Here is a 14764-nt window from a genome sequence, read left to right as displayed (position 1 = left end):
CCGCGCCGCGCGCGGCGTTTCCATGGATCCGCATCGTGAGCCAGTTGTTCTCGCCCCTGGCACTGGGGCCGTTGTCGTTGTCCAACCGCATCGTGATCGCGCCGATGTGCCAGTACTCGGCCGAGGACGGCCGCGCCAGCGACTGGCATGTGCAGCATCTGGGCCAACTGGCGCAGTCCGGCGCCGGCTTGCTGATCCTGGAGGCGACGGCGGTGGAGCCGCGCGGGCGCATCAGCTACGCCGACCTGGGCCTGTGGGACGATGCCACCGAAGCGGCGCTGGACACGGTGTTGCGCGCGGTGCGGCGCTGGTCGCCGATGCCGTTGGGCATCCAGCTCGCGCATGCCGGGCGCAAGGCGTCCACGCGCAAGCCCTGGGATGGCGGCGGCGCGATCGCGCCCGACCAGCCGAACGGCTGGCAGACCGTGGCGCCGTCGGCGCAGGCGTTCGCCGAAGATGGCGTGCCACCGCAGGCGCTGGACCTGGCCGGCATCGACGCCATCGTCGAGGCATTCGTGGCGTCGGCGCGGCGCGCCGAGCGCCTCGGCGTCGAGCTGATCGAACTGCATGCCGCGCACGGCTACCTGCTGCACCAGTTCCTGTCGCCGCTGAGCAATCAGCGCGCCGATGCCTATGGCGGCAGCCTGGAGAACCGCATGCGCCTGCTGCTGCGCGTGCATGCGGCGGTGCGCGCTGCGGTGGCGCCGAGCATCGCAGTGGGCGTGCGCATCTCCGCCACCGACTGGGTCGACGGCGGTTGGGACCTGGCGCAGAGCGAGGCGCTGGCGCAGGCATTGCAGGCGCAGGGCTGCGACTACCTGCACGTGTCCAGCGGCGGGCTGGACCGGCGCCAGCGCATTCCGGTGGCGCCCGGCTACCAGGTGCCGCTGGCCGAGGCGCTGCACCGCGCGCTGCGCATGCCGGTGATCGCGGTGGGCCTGATCACCGAGCCGCAGCAGGCCGAGGCCATCCTCGTCGAGGATCGCGCCGACGCCATCGCGCTGGCCCGCGGCATCCTCTACGATCCGCGCTGGCCCTGGCACGCTGCCGCCGCGCTGGGCGCGCGGCTGCGGCCGTCGCCGCAATACCTGCGCTGCGAGCCGCACGCGGCGCGCGGCGTGTTCGACGCCTGACCGACGCGTCGCGCGTGCGGTTGGCGGCCTCCATTTCGATTCCTTCAGGGAGCATGCAATGACGACGATTGGATTTCTCGGCCTGGGCACGATGGGCCAGCCGATCGCGCTCAACCTGCTGCGTGCCGGCCATGCGTTGACGGTCTGGAACCGCAGCCCCGCCGCGGCGCAGCCCCTGCTCGAGGCCGGCGCGCAGCTGGCCGCGCAACCGGCCGACGCGGTGCGCGGACCGGTGCTGTTCTCGATGCTGGCCGACGACACCGCGGTGCGCGAGACCCTGCTCGATCGCGGCGCGCTGGACGCGCTCACCGCCGGCAGCGTGCACGTCAACATGGCCACCATCTCGGTGGCATTGGCGCGCGAACTGCACGCGCTGCATGCCGAGCGCGGCGTCGCCTACCTGGCGATGCCGGTGCTGGGGCGGGTGGAGGTGGCCGCGGCCGGTCAGCTCAACCTGCTGGCCGCCGGCGACGCTGCGGCGCTGGCGCGGGTGCAGCCCTTGCTCGATGTCATCGGACGCAAGACCTGGCATTTCGGTGCCGCGCCGGAACAGGCCAACGCGGTCAAGCTCGCCGCCAACCTGTGCCTGGCCAGCGCCATCGGCACCATGGCCGAGGCGTCGGCGCTGGTGCGCGGGCACGGCGTGGAGGCGGCCGATTTCCTCGACATGCTCACCAGCACCGTGTTCGCCGCGCCGGCCTACCAGACCTACGGCGGCATGATCGCCGAACAGCGCTACAGCCCGGCCGGCTTCAAGGCCTCGCTGGGCCTGAAGGATGTGCGCCTGGCGCTGAACGCCGGCGAGACCCGGCACGTGCCGATGCCGCTGGCGGCGGTGCTCCGCGATGCCTTCATCGAGGCTATCGCGCACGGCGACGGCGAGCTGGACTGGGCGGCGCTGGCCAAGGTCGCCGCGCGCCGCGCCGGCCAGGCCTGAGCGACGCGGGACGATCTTCAGCGGACCTTGGCGGCGTATGCGGCACACTGCGTGCCCGCTTGAGCCTGGCGTGCGCTTGCCGCTAAGGTGCGGCGATTTGCTGGCGCATCACAGGAGGATGCCATGAGCCCGAATTCGTCCGATCCCGGCGACAGAGCGCCGATCCAGCCGCCGCGCGCGGTCGTGCGCGAGGCCGTACCCGGGCCCGATCATCCGGACCATCCCGACCACCTGCTGTACGCGCAGATCCGCGAGGGCGTGCACGCGCTGGACGCGGCCTGCGGCCGCGCGCCGGATGCGATCAGCGAGCGCATGGTGGCGCGGCTGCTGCCGCTGGCCAAGGAATACGGCTTCGACCAGGTCGACCACGTGGTGCTCAGCCGCGAGATCGGCGAGGTGGAGGATGGCGAGAACGTGTTCCTGGTGCGCGGCGACCTGGACGATCCGGCGCACCTGCGCGCGCACATCACGACCCACGAAGCGGTCGGCATGTCGGTGGAGGATTCGCTGGCGCGGCTGGAGAAGGTCAATCGCCGTTTGGCGCTGCGCCTGCGTCCGGAGTGAGTGCAGGCGAGTGAGCAATGTCCTGGATGCGGCGTCAGCCGCGACGCGCCTTTAGTCCAAGGATGGCCGAGCCCCTCTCCCTCCGGGAGATGGGTTGGGGTGAGGGTCCGGGCGCGCAGCGCACGCGATGTTTCGACTGCACGAGGCTTCGCCCGAACCCTCATCCGCCCCTTCGGGGCACCTTCTCCCAGAGGGAGAAGGAAAAGCCGGCGTCGGCTGGACGGCTCTTAGCCCCTCTCCCTTCGGGAGAGGGGTTGGGGTGAGGGTCCGGACGCGCAGCGCACGCGATGTTTCGACTGCACGAGGCTTCGCCCGGACCCTCATCCGCCCCTTCGGGGCACCTTCTCCCGAGGGGAGAAGGAACGGCCGGCGTCGGCTGGATCGCTCTTAGCCCCTCTCCCCCGGGAGAGGGGTTGGGGTGAGGGTCCGGGCGCGCAGCGCATGCGGTGTTTCGACTGCACGAGGCTTCGCCCGAACCCTCATCCGCCCCTTCGGGGCACCTTCTCCCGGAGGGAGAAGGAAAAGCCGGCGTCGGCTGGATGGCTCTCAGCCCCTCTCCCCCCGGGAGAGGGGTTGGGGTGAGGGTCCGGGCGCGCAGCGCACGCGGTGTTTCGACTGCACGAGGCTTCGCCCGGACCCTCATCCGCCCCTTCGGGGCACCTTCTCCCGAGGGGAGAAGGAACGGCCGGCTTCGGCTGGATCGCTAAGCCCCTCTCCCCCCGGGAGAGGGGTTGGGGTGAGGGTACGGGTCCCCTATCATCCGCAAATGCGCCACGACTACATCCTGACCCTGTCCTGCCCGGACCGTACCGGCATCGTCTACCGCGTCAGCGGCCTGCTGTTCGAGCACGGCTGCAACATCCTCGACGCGCAGCAGTTCGGCGACGAGGAAAGCGGCCGCTTCTTCCTGCGCGTGCACTTCGACGTGCCGGCCGACGGCGTCGTCGCCGCGGTGAAGCTGCAGTTGGAGCCGCTGGCCGCCGACTATGCGATGGACTGGCAACTGCACGACGCGCGTCGCCGTGCGCGCCTGCTGGTGCTGGTCAGCAAACAGGGCCACTGCCTCAACGACCTGCTGTTCCGCGCGCACAGCCGGCAGTTGCGGGTGGATATCGCCGCGGTGGCCTCCAACCACCCCGATTTCGCCGCGCTCGCCGGCTCCTACGGCGTGCCGTTCCATCACCTGCCGGTGAGCGCCGCCAATCGCGACGAACAGGAAGCGCAGTTGCTGGCGCTGGTCGAACGCGAACGCATCGACCTGGTGGTGCTGGCCCGCTACATGCAGATCCTGTCGCCGACCCTGTGCGCGGCCCTGGCCGGGCGCGCGATCAACATCCACCACAGCTTCCTGCCCAGCTTCAAGGGCGCGCAGCCGTATCACCAGGCGCACGCGCGCGGGGTCAAGATCATCGGCGCCACCGCGCACTACGTCACCGGCGACCTGGACGAAGGCCCGATCATCGAGCAGGACGTGGCCCGCGTGGACCACGCCATGACCCCGCGCGAACTGGTGCGCCTGGGCAGCGACACCGAGTCGCAAGTGCTGGCCCGCGCCGTGCGCCGCCACGTCGAACATCGCATCCTGCTCAACGGGCATCGCACGGTCGTGTTTCGGTGAGGCTGGGAGTGGGGAAACGGGAATCGGGAATGGAACAGTCAACAGCCAGACGCTGGCTCTCCATGTTTCCGGGCCGTGGTACGCAATCGAAGTTGGGATCAGAGGTATGGAACGCCGCCTAGGCGCGGGAGACGTCGGCGCGCAGGCCCGCTCGCTCTCACTATTCCCGATTCCCGTTTCCCCATTTACGGCTCAAACCGATAACCAGCCCCATACACCGAGCGCACCCAGTCCTCGACGCCGGCGTCGGCGAGCTTGCGGCGCAGGTTCTTGACGTGGCTGTCGACGGTGCGGTCGGTGACGATGCGGTGGTCGAGGTAGAGCCGGTCCATCAGTTGCTCGCGCGAGTACACGCGTCCCGGCGCGGCGGCGAGGGTGCGCAGCAGGCGGAACTCGACCTGGGTCAGGTCCAGGTCGCGGCCGTGCACGCTGGCGCGGCACGCGTCCTCGTCGATCCGCAGGCCCGGCGCCGGCGCGCCGTTGGGATCGTGGCGATGGCGGCGCAGCACCGCCTGCACCCGCGCCACCACCTCGCGCGGGCTGAACGGCTTGCAGATGTAGTCGTCGGCGCCGATCTCCAGGCCCAGCAGGCGGTCGATCTCCTCCACCCGCGCGGTGACCATGATCACCGGCACCGTGCTTTCCCTGCGCAGGTCGCGGCAGATCTCCAGCCCGTCGCGGTTGGGCAGCATCAGGTCCAGCAGCACCAGGTCCGGCTGCTGCGCGCGGAAGGCGCCCAGTACCTGCGCGCCATCGGCGATCCAGTCGTGCGAATAGCCGGCCGCGTGCAGGTATTCGCGCAGCACTGCGGCCAGACGCGGTTCGTCCTCGACGATCAGCACGTGTCCGATCGGATCCAGGCTGCTCATGCCGCGAGCGCCGGTAGACGCACCACCACGCGCAATCCGCCGAGTGTAGAAGCCTCGGCGTCGATCGCACCGCCATGGGCCTCGGCGATGTTGCGGCAGATCGCCAGGCCCAGGCCGCTGCCGCCGCTGGCGCGGTTGCGCGAGGCCTCGGCGCGATAGAAGCGTTCGAACAGGCGCGCGCGCTTGTCCGCTTCCAAGCCTGGTGCGCTGTCCTCCACCACCAGCTCCAGCATCGCGTCGCGGCGCGTGCAGCGCACCTGCACCGTGCCGCCGGCATCGGTGTAGCGCAGGGTGTTCTCCAGCAGGTTGCCGAGCAGTTGCTGCAGGCGGCGTTCGTCGCCGTCCACCGGCAGTGGGCCGGCCTGGATCTGCTCCTGCACATGGAGCTGCGCGGCGGCGAAGCGCGCGCGCATGCCGCCAAGCACGGTGGTCAGGATCACCGCCAGGTCGACCGGCGCGCGTCGGTAGGCGAGCGCGCCGACGTCGGTCAGCGACACGTCGTACAGGTCTTCGATCAGCTTGCCGAGCTGGCCGACCTGCTGGTGCAGCGAGCCCAGCGAATGCTGCGTCATCGGCCGGATGCCGTCCTGCAGCGCTTCCAGTTCCGCACGCAGCACCGCCAGCGGCGTGCGCAGCTCGTGCGAGATGTCGGCCATGAAGTCGCGCCGCGCGCGCTCGTTGTGCTCCAGCGCCTGCGCCAGCAGATTGAAGTCGCGCGCCAACTGGCCGAGTTCGTCGCGCGCGTCGGCGTCGATGCGGGTGGCGTAGTCGCCGGCGGCCAGACGGTGGGTGGCGCCGGTGAGGCCGCGCATGCGCCGCAACAAGGCGCGCGACAGCAGCCAGCCGAGCAGCGCGGCGACCACCAGCGAGGCGCTGCCGATCGTCCACCATGCGCGCTGCTGCGCCGTGTAGAACCGCGCGTCTGCCGCCGCCAGCGCTTTCTGGAACGGCAGCATCGCCATCCAGCCGACGGTTCGGCCGTCGACCACCACCGGGCGCAGGATGTCGTCGCGCCCGACATCCGGATTGCCGATCAGCGACTTGAAGTCCTGGTCGAGCAGCGCGAAGCGAAACACCGCGCCGGTCTGGTCGGAAATCGGCGGTGCCCTGCGCGGCGGGCCGGGGCCACGCTCCGGGCGCATCAACACGAACCAGACATCGGGATTGTCGCGCACGAACTCCCAGTTGCCGTGCCGCGCGTATTCGGCCCTGACCCGCGGCAAGGCCTCCTGCATGCGCTCCACGCCCTGTTCGTTGAGGTAATCCAGGAACTGGCGCTTGACGAAGGCCTGCACGGCCAGGCCGTTGATCAACAGCACCGTCACGCAGGCGGCGAGGATGGCGAGGAACAGCTTGGCGGTGAGGCCCAGTTTCATCGGAGAGGCGACGCACGGCGCGAAAAACGGCAATTGCTGCGTATTAGCCGCGCCATGGCAGGGGAAATCAAGCGAATCCGCGCCGTCGCCGGCAATCTCCAAATTTGCTGCACATTTGCGCACTAGCGTGGCCACCTTCGGAAATCCCGTGAGCTCGCCGCATGCCGTCCGTCGCCTGTCGTCTTCCCATCGTGCCCTCGCGCTGGCTGTTGCCCGTCGCCATCGCCACGGTCATGGCCGCGTGTTCCTCCAAGCCGCCGCCGCAGATGCCGCAGACGCAGGTCGGCGTGCAGACAGTGACGGTGCAACGCCTCGCTGTGGATCAGACCCTGTCCGGCCGCACCGTGGCCTACATGGCCTCGGACGTGCGCCCGCAGGTCGGCGGCATCCTGCGCAAGCGCCTGTTCGCCGAAGGCCAGGACGTGCACGCCGGGCAGGTGCTGTACGAGATCGATCCGGCCAGCTACCAGGCCGCATACGACACCGCCAAGGGCGACCTGGCACAGGCCGAGGCGGCGGTCCTGTCGGCCAGGCCCAAGGCGCAGCGCTACCAGACCCTGGTCGGGCTGGATGCGGTCAGCAAGCAGGACGGCGACGATGCGCTGGCCACGTTGCGCTCGAACGAAGCGGCGGTGGTCGCGGCCAAGGCCGCCTTGCAGACCGCGCGCATCAATCTCGACTACACCCGCATCACCGCGCCCATCTCCGGACGCATCGGCACCTCCAGCTACACGCCGGGCGCGCTGGTCAGTGCCGGCCAGAGCGAGGTGCTGGCCACCATCAACCAGCTCGACCCGATGTACGTGGACGTGACCCAGTCCAGCGCGCAACTGCTGCAGTTGCGCCGCCAACTCGACGCCGGCCAGCTCAAGGCGGTGGACGGCAAGGCCGAGGTGAAGCTGCAACTGGAGGACGGCAGCACCTATGCGCACAGTGGCACGCTGGAGGTGGTGGATGCCGCGGTCGATACCGCCACCGGCACGGTCAAGTTGCGCGCGGTGGTGCCCAATCCCGACCATCTGCTGCTGCCCGGCATGTACGTCAAGGCGGTGCTGCCGATGGCGGTGGACGAGCAGGCCATCCTGGTGCCGCAGCAGGCGGTCAGCCGCAACAGCAAGGGCGAGGCGGTGGCGATGGTGGTCGGCAACGACCACAAGGTCGCCCAGCGCGTGCTGCGCACCGGCGATGCGATCGGCGACCAGTGGGTGGTGCGCGACGGCCTGAAGGCCGGCGACAAGGTCGTCGTGCAGGGCCTGCAGAAGGTGTCGGTGGGCGCCGAGGTCAAGGCGGTGGAGGTGAGCGCGGCCGCGATGGCCGGCACCGCCGCAACGGCCACACAGGTTGCCGCCGCGGCGCCCAAGGCCGACTGAGGAACCGCCATGGCCCGCTTCTTCATCGACCGTCCCATCTTCGCCTGGGTCATCGCGATCGTGATCACCCTGGCCGGCGCACTCTCGATCCTGTCGCTGCCGCTGGAGCAGTATCCGAACATCGCGCCACCGTCGATCAACGTCAGCGCCACCTATACCGGCGCGTCGGCGGAAACCGTGCAGAACTCGGTGACGCAGATCCTCGAGCAGCAGATGACCGGACTGGACCACCTGCTGTACATGACCTCCAGCAGCAGCTCCGCCGGCAGCGCCTCGATCACCCTGACCTTCGAGTCCGGCACCGACCCGGATACCGCCCAGGTGCAGGTGCAGAACAAGGTCTCGCAAGGCGAGGCGATGCTGCCGGAGGCGGTACAGAGCAATGGTGTGACCGTCACCAAGTCCATGGGCAGCAGCATGTTCATGGTGCTGGCCTTCACCTCCGAAGACGGCAGCATGGACAGCACCGATATCGGCGACTACATGGTGTCCACGCTGCAGGACCCGATCAGCCGCCTCGATGGCGTCGGCGGGGTCAACGTGTTCGGCTCCGAGTATTCGATGCGGATCTGGCTGGATCCGGAAAAGCTGCGCACCTATGCGCTGATGCCCTCGGACGTGAGCAGCGCGATCTCGGCGCAGAACGCCGACGTCTCCTCCGGCGCGCTGGGCGCGTTGCCGGCGGTGCAGGGCCAGCAGCTCAACGCCACGGTCACCTCGCGCAGCAAGCTCAAGACCCCGGCGCAGTTCGAGGCGATCGTGCTGAAGTCGCAGACCGGCGGCGCCACCGTGTACCTGCGCGACGTGGCGCGGGTCGAGCTGGGGTCCAAGTCCTACGCGTCCAGTTCCAAGTACAACGGCAAGGCCGCCTCCGGCATGGGCCTGGAACTGGCGACCGGCGCCAACGCGCTGGATGCGGCCAAGGCAGTGCAAGCCAAGCTCGAACAGCTCAAGCCGTACTTCCCCGCCGGACTGAAGTACGAGATCGCCTACGACACCACGCCGTTCGTGCGCATCTCCATCGAAGAGGTGGTCAAGACCCTGCTCGAGGCGATCGTGCTGGTGGTCCTGGTGATGTACCTGTTCCTGCAGAACTGGCGCGCCACGCTGGTGCCGGTGATCGCGGTGCCGGTGGTGCTGCTGGGCACGTTCGGCGTGCTGGCCTTGCTCGGCTATTCGATCAACACGCTGACCATGTTCGCGATGGTGCTGGCGATCGGCTTGCTGGTCGACGACGCCATCGTGGTGGTGGAGAACGTCGAGCGCCTGATGAGCGAGGACGGCATGTCGCCGCGGCAGGCGACCTACACCTCGATGGGGCAGATCTCCGGTGCGCTGGTCGGCATTGCCCTGGTGCTGACCGCGGTGTTCCTGCCGATGGCGTTCTTCGGCGGCGCCACCGGCGAGATCTACCGCCAGTTCTCGGTGACCATCGCCGCGGCGATGCTGCTGTCGCTGTTGGTGGCGCTGACCCTGAGTCCGGCGCTGTGCGCCAGCCTGCTCAAGCCGATCGAGCGCGGCGGGCAGGTGTCGCGCAAGGGCGTGCTGGGGCGCTTCTTCGGCTGGTTCAACGCCCGCTTCGACCGCGGCGCCGATGGCTACGGCCGCGGCGTGGGCAAGCTGATCGGCCACCGCAAGCTCGGCGGTTTGGCCTATCTGGTGCTGCTGGGGGCGATGGCGTTGCTGTTCTGGCGCCTGCCCAGTTCGTTCCTGCCCGACGAGGACCAGGGCATGTTGATGGTGATGTTCACCACGCCGGCCGGCGCGACCCAGCAACGCACCCAGCAGTCGATCGATCAGGCCACCGGCTTCATCCTCAAGCAGCCGGAAGTGGCGGGGATGATGACCATCACCGGTTTCAGCTTCGCCGGCAGCAGCCAGAATTCGGGCATGGGCTTCATCAAGCTCAAGGATTGGGCCGAGCGCGATGCCTCGGCGCAGGAGATCGCCAACCGCATCACCGGCGCGATGATGGGCGCGCTGCCGGATGCGCAGGTGTTCGCGCTGTCGCCGCCGGCGATCAACGGCCTGGGTACCACCTCCGGTTTCACCCTGGAACTGCAGGACGTGGCCGGCAAGGGCCACGACGCGCTGGTCGCCGCGCGCCAGCAACTGCTGCAGCTGGCCAACGCCGACAAGAAGCTGAGCGCGGTGCGCTTCAACGGTCTGGACGACGCGCCCACCTACCGCGTGCAGATCGACGACGCCAAGGCCGGCGCGCTGGGTCTGAGCGCTGCGGACATCAACGCCACGCTGGCCACGGTGATGGGCGGCAGCTACGTCAACGATTTCCTCAACAACAACCGGGTCAAGCGCGTCTACGTGCAGGGCGAGCCGTCCGCCCGCATGCTGCCCGCCGACATCGGCCGCTGGTACGTGCGCAACAGCAGCGCGGAGATGGTGCCGTTCTCGGCCTTCTCCAGCAGCCAGTGGGCGTATGCGCCGCAGGTGCTGAGCCGCTTCAACGGCGTCGAGTCGATGGAGATCACCGGCAGCGCCGCCAGCGGCATCAGTTCCGGCGAGGCGATGAACGGCGCTGCCGCACTGGTCGGCAAGATCGGCAAGGACGTGGGCTACGCCTGGTCGGGCATGTCCTATCAGGAGCAGGCGGCCGGTGCGCAGACCTGGATGCTCTACGCGGTCTCGCTGGTGTTCGTGTTCCTGTGCCTGGCCGCGCTGTACGAGAGTTGGTCGATCCCGATCTCGGTGATGCTGGCGGTGCCGGTGGGTATCGTCGGCGCGCTGCTGGCGACGTGGCTGCGCGGGCTGTCCAACGACATCTACTTCCAGGTCGGACTGCTGGCGACGATGGGCCTGGCCGCCAAGAACGGCATCCTGATCGTGGAGTTCGCCAAGGAACTGGAAGAGAAGGGCCAGCCGCTGATCGACGCCACCCTGCACGCCGCGCGCCTGCGCCTGCGTCCGATCCTGATGACCTCGCTGGCGTTCCTGCTCGGCGTGCTGCCGATGGTGGTCAGCAGCGGCGCCGGCTCCGGCGGCCGCCACGCGCTGGGTACGGGCGTGCTCGGCGGAACGCTGGTGTCGACCGCGCTCGGCATCTTCTTCGTGCCGCTGTTCTACGTGATCGTGCGCAGCCTGTTTCCCGGCAAGCGCGCCGAACCGGAACCGCTGCGCACCGAGGAGGCAACGCCGTGATCCGTTCGTTCCTGCGCCGTGGCGCGCTGGCTGTGGCCTGCGCCGGTGTCCTCGCCGGCTGCGCGAGCCTGGCGCCGAGCTACGCCCGTCCCGACGCACCGGTGCCGGCCACCTTCGCCGACAGCGGCAGCGGCGCCATTGGCGACTGCGCCAACGTGGCGACCCTGGACTGGCGCCAGGTGTTCCTGGATCCGCGCCTGCAGCAGGTGATCGCGCAGGCGCTGGACAACAACCGCGACCTGCGCGTGGCCGTGCTCAACATCGACAAGGCACGCGCGCAATACCGCATCCAGGGTGCCGACCTGTTCCCGTCGGTGAGCGTGAGCGGCAGCCAGAGCGCTGCGCGCAGCAGCGCGTCCACCAGCGCCAGCGGACGCGCCGAGGTGGCGCGTACCTACACGGCCGACGTCGCCGTCAGCAGTTGGGAGCTGGACCTGTTCGGACGCATCCGCAGCCTCAAGGACGAAGCCCTGGAAACCTACCTGGCCACCGCGCAGACCCAGCGCAGTACCCGCCTGAGCCTGGTCGCCGAGGTCGCCGCGGATTGGCTGGCCGTGGCCGCCGACCAGCAGCGCCTGGCGCTGGCGCAGCAGACCCTGGACAGCCAGCGGCGGACGTTGGCGCTGACCGAGGCGCGGCATCGCGAAGGCATCGCCTCCGGGCTGGACCTGGCGCAGGTGCAGACCAGCGTGGAGAGCGCACGTGCCGACGTGGCCAGCTACACCACGCAACTGGCTACCGCGCGCAACGCCCTGGATCTGGTGGTCGGCGCGTCGGTGTCGGTCGATGCCCTGCCGCAGGCCGGCGCGTTGGAGGATGGCGTGGCGCTGGCACCACTGCCGGCGCCATTGGAATCGCGCGTGCTGCTGCAGCGCCCGGACGTGCTGTACGCCGAGCACGCGCTGAAGTCGGCCAACGCCGACATCGGCGCGGCACGCGCGGCGTTCTTCCCGACCATCTCGCTGACCGCCTCGAGCGGGCGCAGCAGCAGCGCGCTGTCCAGCCTGTTCGACGCTGGCAGTCGCACCTGGTCGTTCGTGCCCAGCATCAGCGTGCCGATCTTCCGTGCCGGCGCGCTCAAGGCCGAACTGGACGTGGCCCGCATCACCCGCGACGTCAACGTCGCCACCTACGAGAAGGCGATCCAGAGCGCCTTCAGCGAAGTGGCCGACGCACTGGCCACGCGCGCGCAGCTGGACGAACGCATGGACGCGCAGCGCGCCCTGGTCGCGGTCACCCAGCGCAGCGATGACCTGGCCGAGGCGCGCTATCGCAATGGCGTGGACAGCTATCTGGATGCGCTGGACTCACAGCGCTCGCTCTACGCCGCGCAGCAGGACCTGATCACGTTGCGCCTGACCGAAGCCAGCAACCGCGTCACCTTGTACAAGGTGCTCGGCGGCGGCGCCGATGCGCAGAGCGGCGAGTCTGTGGCGGATGCGGCGCGTTAGCGTATTCCCCGCACGATCGTAGGAGCGGCTTCAGCCGCGACAGTCGTCACCGACAACGCCCGTCGCGGCTGAAGCCGCTCCTACAACAACCGCATGCCGAGCGAATTGCACCAGCCGCGGCTTCGGCACTGGGGAGAGATCGGCGCTGCACAGGCTGACATGCCCGGGCAGCGCTTCACCAACCCCCAATCCCGACTCCCTGCTCTCAGGCCCCTCAACGCGCCGCGTTGGCGTTCATCGTCGCGTTGCGGCTGGCGTCCAGGTACTGCGCCGGGTCGCGCATGCCGGTGGTGTGGCATTCGCCGGTGGTGTGGCCGCGGTTGACGCCGCCGGGCAGCTGGCCGTTGACCTGCTCCACCGTGCCGTCCTCCGGGTCGCTCAGCACCAGGTCCGAGGCCGCATTGCAGTAGTCGTTGGTGTACCAGTTGGTCTTGGCGAAGGAGGTGGTGTAGTAGTTCACCAACGCCCGCGCCGAGTTGGGGATGCCGGCCAGCCAGGCCTTGGCGCCGTCGTAGGTCAGGTCGTTGTTGGTACCGCAGCCCACGCCGAACCACGAACCCACCGTGGCCAGGATGCCGGCCAGGTTGGTGCCCTGGTAGGGCGTGCCCACCGACTGCATCACCCGTCCGCCGCTGGCGTTGTCCAGGCCACTCCAGTAGTACACGTACAGGTGCAGCGCGGCCATGCCGCCCTGGCTGTGCGCCACGGTGCCGAACGAGTTCCACTGGCTGCCGAACTGCGCCAGACGCTGCGCGAACTGGTCGTTGCTGCGGTTCTGGTTGACGTCCAGGAACGCGGAGGCATTGGTGAACTGCGCCACCGGCCACACCCCGCCCGAGCAATAGCCGTGCACCAGCACCAGGCGCTTGCCGGTGGCCTGCGCCTGCATGTCGGTGGCGGCGGTGCTCAGCTGCGCCGGGCGCTCGCCCATGCGCATGCTCTCGTCGATCGCGTCGCTGCTGCGTGCCACGCTGCTGCGGCGCAGTGCCGGCAGGGTCAGCGGCAGCGTCGTGCGCGTGGCCAGCGGCACGAAGTTGTCCGGATCCTCCACGCGCAGGTTGCGCAGGGTGAACGGTGCGCGCGCGCCGGCGCGGACGATCCAGCGTTCGTCCACGCTCAGCGGCAGGCGTCCGTCCTGCGGCGCGAGCATGCCGCCGAGCCAGGCCACCGGCACCGCGCTGCCGTCGCGGCCGGTGCCCCACAGCTCGCCGAGCACGCGGTAATGCGCCGGTGCCTGGCCGCCGCCGATGCGCACCGGGATCGGCAGGGTCAGCCGGGTGCCGGGCTGTGTGCTGGCAGCGACCGCATCGGCGGTGATGCGCAAGGTGGTGTCCAGCACCGGCAGCACGTGCTCGCTGGTGCGCACGAAGGCCTGACCGCCGGCGTCGTGACCATGCACCACCACCTGCGCGATGTAGGTGCCGGTGGCCGTCGCCGGGAAGTCGCCGGCATACACGCCATCGCCCGCGGCGCCGTCGCCGTGGCGGCCGTCGTCGGCCATCGGCCATTGGCTGACGGAGCCGTCCGGCGCGATCACGCGCAGCTGCGCGGTGTCGATGCGGCCGCTGCCGGCGCTGCGCGCCAGCGACACGCCGCCCTGCGCATCGATGCCGCCGAGCAGCGCGGTCAGGCCGATGCGCTGGCCGCGCTGCAGTTGCGCGCGGTCGCTGGGATAGGACGCCAGTTGCGTGCGCGCATCGCCCTCCATCAGCACATAGCCGCGCTGCGCCGTGTTGCTGCCATCGGCCTGCAGGGTCAGGGTCCAGTCGCCGTTGGCGGCGCTGTCCACGTGGTACTCGCGGGCCGGCAGCGCGGCGCCGCCGGCGCCCAGTTGGGTCGCCTTGGCGCTGGGCGCGAGCATCGGCGTGGCGGCGGCGGTGCCCATGCGTGCGCTGGCCGTGGCCGGTGCGCTCAGGCGCGGCTGCCAATCGTGTTCGCCGGACAACACCACGAAGCGCAGCTTGCCGTTCTCTACCGGCAGGGTGGTCTGCCATTGCGCCGGGCCGCCGCTGCGCGCGGCGGAGAACTCCACCGGCAGCAACGCGCTCTTGGACAGGATCGCCGCTTCCGCCGGTGCGGGCGCGCGCATCTGCGCGAACTCCTCGGGCGGTCCGGCCAATTGTTTGGGAATCAGTTCGGCCGCATGCAGTGCGGCGGCGGGGACGACAAGACACAGGACGCAGACGGCGGACAGGTTCGACAGCTTCGGCATGACGCGCTCTCCCTGGCGGTGCTGAGAAGCAGACGCACATGCCAGAGACCGCGGCGCAGTGCGCCGCCGGCAGCACGT

General features: G+C 69.8%; 10 protein-coding genes. 7 read left to right on the top strand and 3 right to left on the bottom strand.

Features of this window, described 5'->3' with window-relative positions; genetic code table 11:
• Positions 1-35 precede the first annotated feature (35 nt).
• The 4 genes from J7357_RS04290 (at position 36) to purU (ending at position 4252) form a co-directional block, all read left to right on the top strand.
• A complete protein-coding gene (locus J7357_RS04290; RefSeq protein ID WP_209245004.1) occupies positions 36-1133 on the top strand; it encodes an NADH:flavin oxidoreductase/NADH oxidase in 1098 nt (365 codons plus the stop codon).
• A 58-nt stretch (positions 1134-1191) separates the two neighbouring features.
• Positions 1192-2070, top strand: coding sequence for an NAD(P)-dependent oxidoreductase (locus J7357_RS04285; protein ID WP_209245003.1), 879 nt, complete (start codon positions 1192-1194; stop codon positions 2068-2070).
• 123 nt (positions 2071-2193) lie between these two features.
• A complete protein-coding gene (locus J7357_RS04280) occupies positions 2194-2634 on the top strand; it encodes an XVIPCD domain-containing protein (protein WP_010340996.1) in 441 nt (146 codons plus the stop codon).
• Positions 2635-3400: 766 nt separating this feature from the next.
• Complete coding sequence (gene purU, locus J7357_RS04275) at positions 3401-4252, top strand: formyltetrahydrofolate deformylase (protein WP_209245002.1); 852 nt, start codon at positions 3401-3403, stop codon at positions 4250-4252.
• Between the two features lie 185 nt (positions 4253-4437).
• Here the strand turns inward: purU and J7357_RS04270 are convergent, their stop codons facing one another.
• Both J7357_RS04270 and baeS read right to left on the bottom strand, forming a co-directional pair.
• Positions 4438-5121, bottom strand: coding sequence for a response regulator (locus J7357_RS04270; protein WP_209245001.1), 684 nt, complete (start codon positions 5119-5121; stop codon positions 4438-4440).
• On the bottom strand, positions 5118-6497 hold the full coding sequence (gene baeS, locus J7357_RS04265) for a sensor histidine kinase efflux regulator BaeS (RefSeq protein ID WP_209245000.1): 1380 nt from the start codon (positions 6495-6497) through the stop codon (positions 5118-5120). Before baeS ends, J7357_RS04270 begins: the two co-directional genes overlap by 4 nt.
• 161 nt (positions 6498-6658) lie before the next feature.
• Here baeS and J7357_RS04260 point away from each other — a divergent pair, with 161 nt between their 5' ends.
• From J7357_RS04260 to J7357_RS04250, 3 genes are read left to right on the top strand one after another with little or no spacing between them, the layout of a single operon-like run.
• Positions 6659-7867 carry an efflux RND transporter periplasmic adaptor subunit gene (locus J7357_RS04260; protein ID WP_209244999.1) on the top strand — a complete coding sequence of 403 codons (1209 nt, stop codon included), beginning with the start codon at positions 6659-6661 and terminating at the stop codon, positions 7865-7867.
• Between the two features lie 9 nt (positions 7868-7876).
• Positions 7877-11023, top strand: a complete 3147-nt coding sequence (locus tag J7357_RS04255; protein ID WP_209244998.1) for an efflux RND transporter permease subunit — start codon at positions 7877-7879, stop codon at positions 11021-11023.
• Between the two features lie 11 nt (positions 11024-11034).
• On the top strand, positions 11035-12474 hold the full coding sequence (locus J7357_RS04250) for an efflux transporter outer membrane subunit (protein ID WP_209245028.1): 1440 nt from the start codon (positions 11035-11037) through the stop codon (positions 12472-12474).
• 214 nt (positions 12475-12688) lie between these two features.
• Here the strand turns inward: J7357_RS04250 and J7357_RS04245 are convergent, their stop codons facing one another.
• The gene (locus J7357_RS04245; RefSeq protein WP_209244997.1) at positions 12689-14686 is read right to left on the bottom strand and encodes a choice-of-anchor X domain-containing protein; all 1998 of its coding nucleotides are present in this window, start codon (positions 14684-14686) and stop codon (positions 12689-12691) included.
• Positions 14687-14764: the final 78 nt, after the last annotated feature.

The sequence above is a fragment of the Xanthomonas sp. D-109 genome, from assembly GCF_017746095.1.
In the GTDB taxonomy this organism is placed as follows: domain Bacteria; phylum Pseudomonadota; class Gammaproteobacteria; order Xanthomonadales; family Xanthomonadaceae; genus Xanthomonas_A; species Xanthomonas_A sacchari.
This window is presented reverse-complemented; position numbering and strand designations above follow the sequence as displayed.